Annotated in this window: 13 protein-coding genes; 6 read left to right on the top strand and 7 right to left on the bottom strand. The window is 73.6% G+C overall.

Going from position 1 to position 14239, the window contains the following annotated elements; translation table 11 throughout:
• Nucleotides 1-6 precede the first annotated feature (6 nt).
• Nucleotides 7-1122, top strand: a complete 1116-nt coding sequence (locus ACWG52_RS08890) for a YihY/virulence factor BrkB family protein (RefSeq protein ID WP_030715186.1) — start codon at nucleotides 7-9, stop codon at nucleotides 1120-1122.
• An 86-nt stretch (nucleotides 1123-1208) separates the two neighbouring features.
• Here the strand turns inward: ACWG52_RS08890 and ACWG52_RS08885 are convergent, their stop codons facing one another.
• The 3 genes from ACWG52_RS08885 to ACWG52_RS08875 all read right to left on the bottom strand — a co-directional run bounded on the left by ACWG52_RS08885 (nucleotide 1209) and on the right by ACWG52_RS08875 (nucleotide 3552).
• Nucleotides 1209-2039: a class I SAM-dependent methyltransferase gene (locus tag ACWG52_RS08885; RefSeq protein WP_389813807.1), complete on the bottom strand. Its 831-nt coding sequence runs from the start codon at nucleotides 2037-2039 to the stop codon at nucleotides 1209-1211.
• Nucleotides 2040-2450: 411 nt separating this feature from the next.
• The gene (locus ACWG52_RS08880; RefSeq protein WP_326749287.1) at nucleotides 2451-2852 is read right to left on the bottom strand and encodes a VOC family protein; all 402 of its coding nucleotides are present in this window, start codon (nucleotides 2850-2852) and stop codon (nucleotides 2451-2453) included.
• A 154-nt stretch (nucleotides 2853-3006) separates the two neighbouring features.
• On the bottom strand, nucleotides 3007-3552 hold the full coding sequence (locus tag ACWG52_RS08875; RefSeq protein ID WP_390137136.1) for a hypothetical protein: 546 nt from the start codon (nucleotides 3550-3552) through the stop codon (nucleotides 3007-3009).
• Nucleotides 3553-3619: 67 nt separating this feature from the next.
• Here ACWG52_RS08875 and ACWG52_RS08870 point away from each other — a divergent pair, with 67 nt between their 5' ends.
• From ACWG52_RS08870 to rsgA, 4 genes are all read left to right on the top strand, one after another.
• Nucleotides 3620-4897, top strand: coding sequence for a sensor histidine kinase (locus tag ACWG52_RS08870; RefSeq protein WP_389813819.1), 1278 nt, complete (start codon nucleotides 3620-3622; stop codon nucleotides 4895-4897).
• Nucleotides 4885-5541 (top strand): response regulator transcription factor, encoded by a 657-nt coding sequence (locus ACWG52_RS08865; protein ID WP_389813822.1) that lies wholly within the window; start codon nucleotides 4885-4887, stop codon nucleotides 5539-5541. Before ACWG52_RS08870 ends, ACWG52_RS08865 begins: the two co-directional genes overlap by 13 nt.
• Nucleotides 5538-6392 carry a DUF4097 family beta strand repeat-containing protein gene (locus ACWG52_RS08860; protein ID WP_390137134.1) on the top strand — a complete coding sequence of 285 codons (855 nt, stop codon included), beginning with the start codon at nucleotides 5538-5540 and terminating at the stop codon, nucleotides 6390-6392. The genes ACWG52_RS08865 and ACWG52_RS08860 overlap by 4 nt, the downstream gene beginning before the upstream one ends.
• A gap of 254 nt (nucleotides 6393-6646) precedes the next feature.
• Nucleotides 6647-7762, top strand: coding sequence for a ribosome small subunit-dependent GTPase A (rsgA, locus tag ACWG52_RS08855; protein ID WP_386015218.1), 1116 nt, complete (start codon nucleotides 6647-6649; stop codon nucleotides 7760-7762).
• Nucleotides 7763-7990: 228 nt separating this feature from the next.
• Here rsgA and ACWG52_RS08850 read toward each other — a convergent pair whose 3' ends face one another.
• The 4 genes from ACWG52_RS08850 to ACWG52_RS08835 form a co-directional block, all read right to left on the bottom strand.
• Nucleotides 7991-8362 (bottom strand): PPOX class F420-dependent oxidoreductase, encoded by a 372-nt coding sequence (locus ACWG52_RS08850; protein ID WP_389813829.1) that lies wholly within the window; start codon nucleotides 8360-8362, stop codon nucleotides 7991-7993.
• Between the two features lie 78 nt (nucleotides 8363-8440).
• Nucleotides 8441-8653: a hypothetical protein gene (locus tag ACWG52_RS08845; RefSeq protein WP_390137132.1), complete on the bottom strand. Its 213-nt coding sequence runs from the start codon at nucleotides 8651-8653 to the stop codon at nucleotides 8441-8443.
• Nucleotides 8654-8746: 93 nt separating this feature from the next.
• On the bottom strand, nucleotides 8747-9229 hold the full coding sequence (locus ACWG52_RS08840) for a DUF456 domain-containing protein (RefSeq protein ID WP_389813835.1): 483 nt from the start codon (nucleotides 9227-9229) through the stop codon (nucleotides 8747-8749).
• A gap of 24 nt (nucleotides 9230-9253) precedes the next feature.
• On the bottom strand, nucleotides 9254-10231 hold the full coding sequence (locus ACWG52_RS08835) for a helix-turn-helix domain-containing protein (RefSeq protein WP_389813838.1): 978 nt from the start codon (nucleotides 10229-10231) through the stop codon (nucleotides 9254-9256).
• Between the two features lie 198 nt (nucleotides 10232-10429).
• Between ACWG52_RS08835 and ACWG52_RS08830 the strand changes: the two genes are divergently transcribed.
• The gene (locus ACWG52_RS08830; RefSeq protein ID WP_453128378.1) at nucleotides 10430-14206 is read left to right on the top strand and encodes a S8 family peptidase; all 3777 of its coding nucleotides are present in this window, start codon (nucleotides 10430-10432) and stop codon (nucleotides 14204-14206) included.
• Nucleotides 14207-14239: the final 33 nt, after the last annotated feature.

Below are 14239 nucleotides of genomic sequence, written 5' to 3'. Positions count from 1 at the left end.
AAGGATGTGCAGCCAGCAAAAGAAACACCCGAGCGGACCCCAGGACGGCTCCACCGGGCCCGCGCCCTCTACCGCAACGTCTCGATGCGCAAGATGGGCTGGCTGCTGCTGAAGGACACCGTCAACTCGTGCATCGAGTACCGGATCCTCGGGCTCGCGGCCGAGGCGGCGTTCTTCACGCTGCTCTCGCTGCCCCCGCTCTTCCTCGGCCTGCTGGGTCTGCTCGGCTACGTGGACGGCTGGACGGACACCCGCACGGTCGAAAGCATCGAGGAGAACATCCTGGCGGCGGTCGGCACGGTCCTGTCCGACCGGGGCGTCAACGACATCGCCCGACCCCTCCTGGACGACGTCACCCGCAGTGGCCGGCCCGACCTGATCTCGCTCGGTTTCGCCTTCGCCCTGTGGTCGGGATCGCGGGCCGTCAACGTCTTCATCGACACCATCACCGTGATGTACGGGCTCGACGGCCAGCGCGGCATCGTCAAGACCCGGCTGCTGGCCTTCCTGCTCTACATCATCGCCCTGCTGATCGGCGCGATCGTGCTGCCGCTGATGGTGGTGGGACCGGACGCGGTGGTACGGCTGGTGCCCTGGGGCACGGAAGTGATCGCGGTCCTGTACTGGCCGACCGTGACCCTGCTGTCCATCGCCTTCCTCACGACGCTCTACCACGTGTCCGTGCCCGTGCGCTCCCCGTGGATCGAGGACGTGCCCGGGGCGCTGGTGGCCCTCGCCATGTGGGTGCTGGGCTCGTTCCTGCTGCGGATCTACCTCACCAACACGGTGGAGGGGCCGACGATCTACGGATCACTGGCCGCGCCCGTGGCCGTACTGCTGTGGATCGGCATCTCGGCCTTCGCGGTGCTGGTCGGGGCCGCCGTCAACGCCGCGATCGACCGGGTCTGGCCCTCCGTGGCCACGGCGGCGGCGCGCGAGGCGAACGAACGGGCCCGTGAGGCGGAGGCCGCGCAGCTGATCGCGCGGGCCGCCGCCTGGCGGGCGATGGCGGAGGGCGAGTCGGAGGACGACGAGGACGACGGGATGCCGTCGGAGTTCCCGGAGCGGTGGTCGAAGTTCCTGCCGCCCGAGGACTACCACTCCCGGCTGCGCAAGCACTGACCGAGGGCCGGGCGGGGTGCCCGAGCCGCCCGGCCCGTTCCGTCCCGTCCCACTCCCTCCCTCTCTCCCTCCCGGACCGCCCTATGTCATTCCGGGGCCTTCACACCCCAGGCGGTGAGCAGGCCGGGGGAGAGCGCGGCACAGTCCGGCGAGTCCAGGTAGCGGATCGCCGCGTCGATCGTCGCGTCGTCGACCAGCCCGGTGGCCGTCATCGGCTCCCGCGCGCGCTCCCAGGTATCGGCCCAGAACCGGCTGATGGGGCTGCCGGGCAGCAGCGGCGGCACGAGGATCTCGGCGCCCACGGACAGCAGACCGGCCTCCCTCAGGTGCGCGGGGTAGTCCGGAACCCAGGAGACGTCGGTGCCCAGGCTGTCCCCCAGCCCCTGCCACATGGCCCGCATCACCCGGCCGTACGTGGTCGTCGGCGCGGCCGGGGTGGTCAGGTCGACCGCGTCGCCGAGGACCAGGACACCGCCCGGGGCGACCAGGGAGGCGAGCTTGCCGATCATCCGCGGCCAGTTCCGCAGGTGCATCAGCACGAACCGGGCGTGCACCAGCCGGAACCGTCCCGGAGCGAAGTCCAGGGCCGTGACGTCCGCCTCCAGCGGGGTGAGCCCGGGCGTCGGGTGCGCCGTGAGGAAGGTCGTGTCCCGGTCGACGGCGACGACCTCCGAGACCCCGGCCCGGTCCAGGAGGAGCCGGGAGACCGTGCCCGTTCCCGCGCCCACGTCCAGGCAGCGCCAGCCCGGCCCGGCGCCCAGCGCGCGCAGCCGGGCCAGGGTGAAGTCGTCGTAGGCGAGCGCACCGAGGTCGATGCGGTCGTCCTCGCCCGGCAGCTCGGGCCGGAACACCGCCTCGCCGTAGCGTCCGCCGGCCACGCCGTCGGGACGCGCCGGGTCGTCGTCGGGGAGATTCACGTCCGGACCTCTTCACGGGGCGGGAAAGGGGATGCGGCGGGTGCGGCGGACGAAGCGGATCCGGCGGGTACCGGGCGGATCCGAGGGGCGCGGCGGATGCGGCCCGCATCGGCCGCATCCGCCGCCCCCCGATCCTCCACCGGCGCCCTCCCGTCCCACCGAGGCGCGCCGGGCCTGATCCGAAAGAGACGCCCGGTCCTCAACCTGGAGTGGTGTACGAGGAAGCGCCGTCCGACCTGTGGCCCTCCCGCGCGGTGCGCCGGGCGTCCGGGTTGGTCGAGGCGTACGTCGAGGGGTACGGGGACGCCCGCGCGGGCTTGCCGTTCGCCGAGGTCGCCTGCGTCGCGGGGTACGCCGACCAGGCGCACTCTCCCGTGAGGTGCGGGCGCCGGCCGGGACGACGCCGCGGGCCTATGCCGCCGGAGCCGACGGGGCGAACAGCGAGACGCCGCCGCCGTCCGGATCGAGCACGACGGCGTAGCGCTGGCCCCAGAAGGCGTCCCAGGGCTTCAGGTGTCCGGTGTGCCCGGCGGCGGTCAGTTCGGCGTAGAGCGCGTCCACCTCGGCGGGGGAGTCGCACAGGAAGGCCAGGTCCCGGCGGCCGTCACCGGTGGGCGGGGTCCACGACGGGTCGAAGGAACGGATGGTGTCCTCCGTGTCCCACGCGATCCGCAGGCCCCCGGGCAGGACGGCCTCCACATGCGGCAGGTCGTCGGCCTCGGCCGGGATGTCCAGCCCGAGGCGGCGGTAGAAGGCGAGCGAGGCGGCCATGTCGGAGACCACCATGCCGATCAGGTCGAATCGAGGAGTCATGGCAGCAGGCTAGGCGGGCACCGGGCGCCCGTCTTGAACGAATCGGACACGCGCCGCATCGTGTTCCGCCGGCACCCCTGGGGCGTGTCCGATCGTGCCCCGGCCCGGAAGGGCGTGTTCGAACTCGGCAGGCGACGCGACCGGCCGTCCGGCATCAGCACGGGCGGCGGGCCGCCACCACCGCGCAGGCGAGCGCCAACGGCAGCTCCGCGCCCGCCGCCAGCAGCAACGCCGTCCCCTGACCGCCGGTCCCGGCCGAGGTCGTCACGTCGAACCAGGCGTCCATCACGAGCAGCGCGGCCGTCGCCGCGGCGATCGGGGACGCCCGAGGATCTCGCCGGCGCAACAGCGCCCCGGTCCCGGTCAGCCCGGCGGCGAGCATCAGGTCCAGGCCGATCCACGCCGTGGACCAGTGGGAGACCTCGGTGGTCCGCGGCATCGTCTTCGCGAGCACCACCACCCAGGGCAGCAACACCAGTCCGGCGCCGGTGAGTACGGTGGCCGTGCCGGGCGCGCGCAAGGCACGGGTACGGGGCGTGCGGGGCGTGCGGGCGGTGCGCCAGGCGCGGGACTGCGGGGCGACGAGGGCCATGACGAGGGTCTCCTTCCCGCCCGGCGGTCCGTCCTCCGGGCACACCACCAGCCTCGTCGGCCGGGCCCGTCGGATCAGTAGCCCCTCGATCCGGATCGGGGGTGGCACCAGGTACACCCCCGGGCGGGTGCCCGCATGATGGCACGCCTCTGATCAGTGCGATTACCGTACTGATATGGCAATTCGCGGGGGCGCGCCGAGGCGTACGTACACCTGGATCACGGCGCACGCACCGTGGTCGGCGTGGGCCTGGCGCAACACCACCTTCACCGCGGCCGCGATCCCGGCCGCCCTGCCCGTGCTCCTCGGCCTCACCGCCACCGTCATGGCACCCGGGCCCGGCACGATCCCACCGCTCCTGATCCTGCTGCTCGGGCCGCTCCTGACCCGGCTCCAACGCAGCCGGTTCCGGACGTTGCTGGGCCTCGACGTACCCGAGGTCGAACGGGAGGGCGGCCGGTTCACCCCGTTCGCGGTGGCGCGACGCCTGCGCTCCGAGTCGACCTGGCGGCAGTACGGCTACCACCTGCTGGTCAGCCCGCTCGCCGCCGTCGCCGGCGCAGTGGTGGTGCTCGCCTGGGCCTTCGGCACCGCCGCCACCAGCGTCTACGGCTGGTTCTGGATCCTGCCCGCCGACACCCGAACTCCCGGCTGGACCAACGACTACGACGCCGTCACCGTCGGCGGCGTCCTCCTGCTGCTCGCCGCGCCCTGGCTCGCCGCCCTCTTCGCCCGACTGGACTCCGTGGCCGCGGCCGCCCTCCTCGGCCCGAACCGGGCCCGCGAACTGGAGCGGCGGGTCGAGGACCTCGCGGAGAGCCGGGCCGGGGTACTGGACGCCGCCGACCTCGAACGCCGACGGATCGAACGGGACCTGCACGACGGGGCCCAGCAGCGGCTGGTCGCCCTGGCCATGAACCTCGGCATCGCCCGCGCCACCCTCACCGACCTGCCCGCCGAGGCCAAGGCCGTCATCGACGAGGCGCACCGGGAGGCGAAGGAGGCCATCGAGGAACTGAACAACCTGGTACGGGGCCTGCATCCGGCCGTGCTGGAGGATCGCGGACTCGACGCGGCGCTCTCCGGGGTCGCCGCCCGGGCCCCGTTCCCCGTCGAGCTGACCGTGGACATCGAGCAGCGGCCCGGGGCCACCGTCGAGGCCGTCGCCTACTTCGTGGTCTCCGAGGCCCTGGCGAACGTGGCCAAGCACGCCCGGGCGGAACGCTGTCGCGTCCACGTCGTACGCGCCCCGGCCCCCGACGGCACCGCCCGCGGCGGCGACCTGCTGCGGATCACCGTCACCGACGACGGCGTGGGCGGCGCCGATCAGGCCCGCGGCACCGGCCTGGTGGGCCTGCGCAAACGCGTAGGGTCCGTCGACGGAACCATCATGATCGAAAGCCCCCTCGGGGGTCCGACCGTCATCACCGTGGAGCTGCCGTGCGGGCTGTGATCGCCGAGGACTCCGTCCTGCTGCGCATAGGACTCGTCAAAGTCCTCGACATGGCCGGATTCGAGGTGGTCGCCGAGACCGGCGACGCCGAAGGTCTGCTCGCCGCCGTCGAGGAACACCGACCCGAACTGGCCCTGGTGGACGTGCGGATGCCGCCCGGCTTCACCGACGAGGGCGTCCGGGCCGCCCTGATGATCCGCCAGGAGAGCCCCGGCACCGCGGTGCTGCTGCTCTCGCAGTACGTGGAGGAGCGCTACGCCGCCGATCTGCTGGCCACGCAGACCCGGGCGGGCGTCGGCTATCTGCTCAAACAACGGGTCGCCGACGTCGAGGAGTTCATCGACGCCGTGCGCCGCGTCGCCGCGGGCGGCACCGCGCTGGACCCGCAGGTCGTCGCCCAGCTCCTGCTGCGCCGCGGTGGCGGCCCGGACCCCCTGGGTCGGCTCACGCCGCGCGAGCGCGAGGTCCTGGCCCTGATGGCGGAGGGCCGCTCGAACGCCGGGATCGCCGCCGAACTCGTCGTGAGCGAGAGCGCGGTGGCCAAACACATCAACAGCATCTTCGCCAAGCTCGACCTGCCCCCTGCCGACGGCGACCACCGGCGGGTCCTCGCCGTCCTGCGCTTCCTGGACGGCACGTCGTGACCCGGACCGACCGGCCGCACCGCACGCAGCGCCTGGCCTGGATCACCGCCACCCTGTTCGGCGCGGTCCTCGTGGTGGCACCGGCCACCTGGCAGGTCCGGTCCTGGGGGAGCACCCGGAGCGACACCCTGCACGGCGGCAGCGACGGCCGCCCGGTGACCGCGGTGGAGATCGTCGGCGGCGACGCGGACGTCACGGTCACCCCGCGAGCGGACCGGCAGGTCGACTACCGGGCCAAGGTCAGCTGGTCCCTCAGGACGCCCACCATCGAGCGGAGCCGACTCGGCGACACCCTGCGGCTGACCCCGCACTGCCCCGGCGAGGGCTTCTGGCCGGTCGGCGGGACGGGCTGCTCGGTCCAACTGGCGGTGACCGTACCCGTGGACGTCCCCGTGAAGGTGACGACCCGCTCCGGCCGGATCGCGGTCAGCGGGCTGGCCGGCACCGTCGACGCGGAGGTCGACTCCGGGCAGGTCGAGCTCGTCGGGCTGCGCGGCGCCCTGCGGGCGAAGGTCCGCTCGGGCCGGCTGGAGGCCACCGGACTCGCCTCGGACCGGGCCGAGATCCGGGTCGGCTCGGGCCGGGCCGTCGCCGGCTTCGTCACCCCGCCCGACGGGATCACGGCCCGCGTCGGCTCCGGCCGGCTGGCCCTCACCGTGCCCGCGGCCACCCGCTTCCAGGTCCGATGCGAGGCCGGAGCCGGCCGCTGCGACGTGCCGGACGCCCTGCGCGACCCCACCTCGACCCACAGCCTGGACATCGAGGCGGGAGTCGGCCGCGCCCAGGCGGCGTACCCCGACGGGCCCTGGTCGGCTCCCGGCACGGACGACGCCGCGACCCCGGACACATAGACCCGGAAAAAGAAGTGGCCCCCGCGGGAGCGGTCTTGTTACGGTGCATCCGTTCCCGCCGACCGGCGAGGAGACGATCAGCATGTGCATGGACCCGGAGGTGAGTTCGTTGATGACTGTCATCGCGCAGGGCGCTGCCCGCACTCAGAAGACCATCAATGTCACTTCTGTGGTCTCCGGCTGACCTCACACCTCTTCGCGCGCCGCCACCGAGCGAGCGCCCGCGGCCGGGGCCACCCTGTGAAGGGTTTCCCTTGTCTTTCTCCGCTCTCCCGTCCGTTTCACACACCTCGCTCCCGCACGCCCTCGCCGCCCTCGGCTGGGACGACGCGTGGGAGGCCGAGTTCGCCCCGTACGCCGAGCAGGGTCTCGTGCCCGGCCGTGTCGTACGCGTCGACCGCGGCCAGTGCGATGTCATGACCGCGGACGGCATCGTCCGCGCCGACACCGCCTTCGTCACCCCCCACGACCCGCTCCGGGTCATCTGCACCGGGGACTGGGCCGCCGTCGAGGCGTCCGGCAACCCCCGCTACGTGAAGGCGTACCTGCCGCGCCGGACCGCCTTCGTACGGTCCACCTCCTCGCAGCGCTCCGAGGGGCAGATCCTCGCCGCCAACGTCGACCACGCCATCATCGCGGTCTCCCTCGCCGTCGAGCTGGACCTCGGCCGCATCGAGCGCTTCCTGGCCCTGGCCTGGGAGTCGGGGGCGCAGCCACTGGTCGTCCTCACCAAGGCCGACCTGGTGCCGGACGCGGCCACGCTCGGCCATCTGGTCCAGGACGTGGAGGCCACCGCTCCGGGCGTGCAGGTACTGACCGTCTCCTCCGTCACGGGGGAGGGCACGGACGTGCTGGCCGCGATCGTCGGCGACGGCACCAGTGTGCTGCTGGGCATCTCGGGCGCCGGCAAGTCCACCCTGGCCAACGCGCTGCTCGGCGCCGAGGTCATGGAGGTGCAGGCCGCCCGCGAGGTCGACGGCAAGGGGCGGCACACGACCACCACGCGCAACCTGCTCGCCCTGCCCGGCGGCGGCGTCCTGATCGACACGCCCGGACTGCGCGGCGTCGGGCTGTGGGACGCCGAGACCGGGGTCGGCCAGGTCTTCTCGGAGATCGAGGAGTACGCCGAGAACTGCCGCTTCCACGACTGCGCGCACGAGGCGGAGCCGGGCTGCGCGGTGTTGGCCGCGCTGGACTCCGGCGAGCTCGCGGACCGTCGTCTGGAGAGCTACCGCAAGCTCCTGCGGGAGAACCAGCGGATCGTCGCCAAGACGGACGCCCGGCTGCGGTCGGAGATCCGCCGTGACTGGCGCCTGAAGTCGGCGGAGGGCCGGGCCAACCACGCCGCCAAGCGTGGCGGCCGGGTCTGAAACCCGGCCGCGGGTCGGGGTGCCGCGGGCCGGCACCCCGACTTCGCCCGGGACCGCCCTCAGCGGGTACCGCGGGTGATCCGCCGGAGCGCCGACAGGGCGTACCGGCCGTCACGAGCCCCGACCCCCCGCTGTCGCCCTTCCACCCCTGAGCAGGGCGTCAGCACCCGGCGCCGTACGGCGACGCCCCGCCGCCCGCGCACCGCGGGGGCCGCGCTCCCGGGACGGTCAGAGCCCCCACGCGTGGACGCGTTCCGGGTGGATCCGGATCACCTCCGGGCTGAAATGGGCGCCCAGCTCGTGCGGGCCCGTCTCCAGCGTGGCCCGGCCCCGGATCTCGATACCGCGCACCCGCCACGGCCGGGTGCTCACCAGGTCGTCCACGACCAAGGACAGCCGGGGGTTCCCGTGCAGGTTGCGCCACTTCTTGGTCGTGCCCATCGCCATCCCGCCCACCAGGATCGTCCCGTCCTCCTGCGGGAAGAAGCCCACCGGGTTCGCCTGCGGCTGCCCGGCCGCGTCCACCGTGGCCAGCCGGCCCAGGTGCTGGGAACGCAGATAAGCCATTTCGGCCTCGCTGAAACCCTTGAAGTCCGTCATACCGCCCACCCTCGCAGCCTCTTTTCGTTACCGCATCGGGCTGTCGACCTAGGGCCCGCGGGCAGGGCCCCGGGGCGTTCAGTCGGCCCGCGGGGCGCCGCATCGGGGGCATCGTCGCGCGTCGCGTTCGGTGTCCAGGGCCCCGCACGCGGCGCAGACGAGGTGCAGGAGGCAGGCCGGCTCACCGGCGTCCGACGTGATCGGCGGGGCGTCGTCACCCGCCCGGACGTCGACCGGGTCGGCGGGCTGCGGGGCGAGGCGGGCCGGCTCGTCCCGAACGGACTCGTCCATGAGAGCTCCACGACCGATCGAGGCAGGGGCTGAGAGCCTATCCACCGAACGCGCGAGCCGCACGAGGGCGTTCCCGCGCCCTCCGACGGGTCGCTACGCCGCCACCACCGCCCCGACCCACGCCCCCACCACCATCAGGCACGCGAACAGCTCCACCAGCACGCTCGTCCCCACCGCCCGCATCACCGCCCGCACCGACGCCCAGGCCTCGCCGTGCGTGCCCAGGCGCATCCGCTCGCACAGGTAGATGCCCCCCACGAAGCCCGGTACCGCCCCCACCACCGGAACCAGTACGAAACCCAGCACCGCCCCGGCCCCCGCGAACACCGCCATCCGGGAGGTGATCCCCAGCCCCCGCACCCGTCGGGGCGGCAGCAGCCACTTCACCACCTGCACCACCAGCAGCAGGGCCGTCGCCGCGACCAGCAGCGACCAGGCGAGCGTCGAGCGCACGTGCAGCGCCCACCACAGCAGCCCCGCCCACACCAGCCAGGTGCCCGGCACACCCGGGATCAGCACTCCGACCACCCCGAGCAGCAGCACCAGCCCCACCAGCAGCAGCTGAGGCAGATCCATGCGCTCAGCCTGACCGACCTGGGGCTATCGGGCCACCCAGCCCCGCTCGTACGCGTGCCAGCCCAGCTGTAGCCGGGTCGTCACCCCGGACAGCTCCATCAGGCCCTTGACCCGGCGCTGCACCGTCCGCAGCCCCAGCTCCAGGTGTTTGGCCACGCTCGCGTCCGTCATGCCCGCCAGGAGCAGCGAGAGGATCTCCAGGTCCGTGGCGTCGGGGCTGCCACCGGCCTCCTCCGCCGAACCGGCCGCCCCCAGCCGTAGCGGCAACGACTCCCGCCACACCGCCTCGAACAGGCCCGTCAGGGATTCCAGCAGCCCCGGGGCGTGCACCACCAGCGCCGCCGGCTCCGCCCCGCGGGCCGTCAGCGGGACCATGGCCAGGGTCCCGTCCGCGATCACCAGCTTGGTCGGGACCCGCTCCGTCACCCGGACCCGCTCGCCGCGCGCCAGCGCCGTCGACGCCTCCCGGATCCCGCTCGGCGCGGTCAGCACCTCCCGCTCGATGACCACCCGGTACTCGACCCCGCGGACCGACGCCCGGTCCTCCGCCTCGTTGTCCGTCCCCGTCACCACCTGCGGCCGGCCGGTGACCAGCGCACAGACCTCCTTCTCCGCGCCCAGTTGGATCTGGTGGAAGCGGTGCGCCACCGCGCTCGCGCCCTGCACCACCTCCACGAGGTCGTGCACCGCGGGCTCGGTCGCCTCCGCCCGGTACTCCTCGGCCAGCAGCGCCGCCGCCCGCTCCGCCTGCTCCAGCTCGTGCCGCTGCTGGGTCAGCAGCGCCCCGAGGGCGACGCCGGGCGGGGCCGCCACCCAGCGCCCGGGCCGGGCCGAGGACTGCGCCGCCAGACCCTGACGCTCCAGATGGCGCAGGGCCCGTTCGGTGTGCTGCACCGGCAGCGTCAGCCGGTGCGCGAGGTCGGGTACCTCCGCGGCACCCAGCGCGACCAACGCGCGGTACGCCGACTCCTGGCCCTCGTCCAGCCCTATGGCACCCAGCAACCCGTCCACCCACCTTTCGACACGCGCCTGGCGGGAAGCGGCCACGGCGCAAACCCGCCGCGGACATCATCGCCGCACCTGCCGCCACTCTGCCAAGGTGACGCCACCGCAGCACCAACATCCGCCGGCCGGAAGCCATTTACGCGGCGCTTTCGTCGTGCAACGCAGCAGTTGGCCGGAATTCACCTGGGGAGAGCGATGCGTCCGATATCGCGTACGGCACTCGGGGCGGCCACCGCGGCCGTCCTGGCCGTCACCGCCGTCGGCCCGACGGCCGCGCAGCCGGCCGACGGAGCGCCCGGAGCGGGGAAGAGACCGCTCGTCGGAAGCGAGGCCGCCGGAAAGCAGCCGACCACCCCGGTCACGGTGACCCTGGTCACCGGCGACCGGATCCTGGTCTCCACCGACGCGGCCGGTCGCACCGCCGCCACCGCGATGCCCCGCACGGACGGCTCGCAACCGCTCGTACAGACCCGGCAGTCCGGCCAGGACCTGTACGTCTACCCCGAAGCCGCGGTGCGGGCCCTCGCCGCCGGCACGGTCGACCCCGAGCTGTTCAACGTCACCGGCCTGGTCCGGCAGGGCTACGACGACGCGCACACCGAGAAGCTGCCGCTCATCGCGGTCTACGACGGATCCGTGAACGTGGCACGCAGCGCCCCGCCCACGCCCCGCGGCGCCGACCGCTCCCTCGTCCTCGGCTCCATCGGCGCCGTCGCCCTCGCCGCCGACAAGGAGCAGGCCGCCGCCTTCTGGTCCGACGTCACCGGTACGGACGCCCGCGCGCGCTCCGTCTCGGGCGGACTGAAGAAGCTGTGGCTGGACGGCAAGGTCCGGGCGAACCTGGAGCGGTCCACGAAGCAGGTCGGAGCCACCGCCGCCTGGGCCGCCGGGTACGACGGCAAGGGCACCAAGGTCGCCGTCCTCGACACCGGCACCGACCTGGACCACCCCGACCTCAGGGGCCGGGTCACCGCCTCGAAGAACTTCACCGACTCCGACACCGACGCGGACCGGCAGGGGCACGGCACCCACACCATCTCCACCGTCGGCGGCTCCGGCGCCGAGAGCGGCGGAGCCAAGAAGGGCGTGGCCCCCGGCGCCGAACTCCTCAGCGGCAAGGTGCTCGACGACGCGGGCTACGGACTCGACTCGTGGATCATCGCCGGCATGGAGTGGGCCGTGCAGGCCAAGGCCGACGTGGTCTCCATGAGCCTCGGCGATCCCTCGCGGACGGCCTGTGACGACCCGCTGGCCGCCGCCGCCGAACGACTCTCCCAGCAGGGCCCGCTGTTCGTCGTCGCCGCCGGCAACACCGGCCCCGGCAACAACACGGTCTCCTCACCCGGGTGCGCCCCCTCCGTCCTGACCGTGGGCGCCGTCGACCGCGACGACACCACGGCCACCTTCTCCAGCCGCGGCCCGGCCGGCCTCCAGCACACCCTCAAGCCCGAGATCGCCGCCCCCGGCGTCGGGATCTCCGCCGCCGCGGCGGGCGGCCGCGGGGTGTACGCGTACCGGTCGATGTCCGGCACCTCGATGGCCACCCCGCACGTCGCGGGCGCCGCCGCCGTCGTCAAGCAGCGCCACCCCGACTGGAGCGCGCAGCAGATCAAGGCCGCCCTCGTCGGCTCCGCAGCCACCGCGGTCCCCGGGGACGTACGGGAGACCGGTGCCGGCCGCCTCGACGTGAAGGCCGCCCTCGACGCCACCGTGACCGGTGCGCCCGCCGTCCAGGGCGGCACGTACAGCTGGCCGCAGGACCGCAGCGACCGCACCACCGTCGAGGTCCCCTACACCAACACCGGCAGGACCCCCGTCACCCTGAACCTGGCCGTCGAGAAGGTCACCGGCAACGACGGCTCGCCCGTCCGCGCCCAGGTGGCCCGCCTGGAACGGCGTACGGTCACCGTCCCGGCCGGCGCCACCACCAGGGTTCCGCTCGCCCTCGACCCGGCGGCGAAGCTTGAACGCTCCCAGTACGGGGACCTCACCGGCCGCGTCGTCGCCACCGGGAACGGCGTACGGGTCTCCACCCCCTTCTCGCTCTACGTCGAACCCGAGACGGTGACCCTGCGCGTCAAGCTCGTCGACCGTGCGGGCGAGCCGGCCGCCGGTCCCTCCTCGCTGGACGTGATCGGCACCGACGACGCCACCGGCGAGCGCCGCTTCAACGAGGGCGCCACCGACCAGGTCTACCGGGTGCGCCCCGGCGCGTACTTCCTCTCCGCCTTCGTCGCCACCCCCGACGCGGGCGCGGCAGAGGGGGACAGGCTGCTCGACTCCCTCACCTATCTCGGCCGCCCCCAGATCGAGTTGAAGAAGGACACCACCGTCGTCCTGGACGCCCGTAAGGCCGGGCGCCTGGACATCGCCGCCGACCGGCCGATCGAGGCCCGCAACACCACCCTCGGATTCGCCCGCAGTTGGGACGACGTGTGGCTGCACGCGGGCACCGCCATGGGCGGCCGCACCATCCGCGGTTTCTACGCCTCCGTCGAAGGCCGTGCGAAGGAGGGCGCGTTCGAGTTCGCCTCCTACTGGCGGGCGGCCGCGCCGCTCGTCTCCGAGCTGAAGGTCGTCGGCGGCCCGGTCCTGCACCCGATCACCGCGTCCACCGGCAGCGACAACCTCGACGGAACCGGCGGCGCCCCGCTGGTCGACGCCGGCTCCGGCACCCCCGAGGAACTCGCCGCGGCGGGCGCGAAGGACGCGGTCGTCCTCGTGAAGGCGGTCGACGGCTCGCTCCACGAGGTCGCGCGGAACGCACGGGACGCCGGCGCCAAGGCGGTCCTCGCCCACCGCGACACCCCCGGCCGCTGGACCGGATCCACCGGCTACGCGGGCGGCGCGCTGCCCGCGCTGACCATCGAGGCCGCCGAGGCGAAGGCCCTGCTGGCCCGGCTCGTGACCGGCAAGGTCGCCCTGTCCTGGAAGGCCGAGGCGAACAGCCCGTACGTCTACTCCCTCGCCCTCCCCGAGAAGGGAGAGGTCACGGGCGGCCGCACCCACCGGGTGCGCGACCGCGACCTCGGCCGGACCGAATCCACTTACCACTCCATGGGCGTGGCCGCCGACTTCATCGACCTGGCCGGCGCCTACCGGCCGATCGGCACCGCCGTGTACTTCGGAGGCATCGAGACCGTCGCCGCCCCGGGGACGCGCACCGAGTACCACTCCGCCGGCGACACCGCCTGGGACCAGCTGCTCTCCAGCAGCTTCCCCTGGGGCGAGTTCATGGTCGGCGAGCAGCGCGCCTACACCAAGGGGCAGCGGACCACCGCCACCTGGTACGACGGGGTCACCGGCCCCGTGGCGCCGCGCGACGTGGCGGGCCGGGAGACCCTGGCCGCCGAGCGGCAGGGCAACCTGATCGGCTTCGCCCCCGCCATGTGGGGCGACAGCGCCCACGCCGCCCAGCCGGGCTCCTTCGGCGACATCGGCTCACTGGAGCTCAAGCGGGGCGGGGAGGTCGTCGGGGAGAGCTGGTACCCGTTCGGGGTCTTCGAGGTGCCCGCCGAGGAGGGCCGCTACGAACTGACCCAGTCCATCGAGAAGATCGGCCCGCCCGCCCGCGTCTGGCAGCGCTCCACCGCGGTGCGGACCACCTGGGGCTTCACCTCGAAGCTCGACGCGTCGGCGTACTCGCAGGGGCTCGGGATCCTCTTCCCGCGGTACACGGCCCCGCTGGACGGGACGAAGACGGTCGCGGCGGCGAACGGCCTGAGCATCGGGCTCGGCGTCACCGGCCACGCGGGCTACACGCCCGGCGCGCTGAAGTCGGCGAAGCTGTCGTACTCCTACGACGGCGAGCACTGGACGCAGGCGACGGTGAGCGAGCGCGGCGGCCGGTGGAGCGCCGTCGTCGACCACGCCGGAGCGTCCGGCAGGCCCGTGTCGCTGATGGTCGAACTGACCGACGCGGAGGGCGCCACGGTCACCCAGACGGTCGTGCGCGCGTACGACGTGCGCTGATCCGTACGACGGGAACGGGAGGGGTTCACCGGA

This window comes from Streptomyces sp. CLCI03, assembly GCF_053615355.1.
Note: the sequence above shows the minus strand (reverse complement) of the source record. Positions and strands in the feature narration are given on the sequence as shown.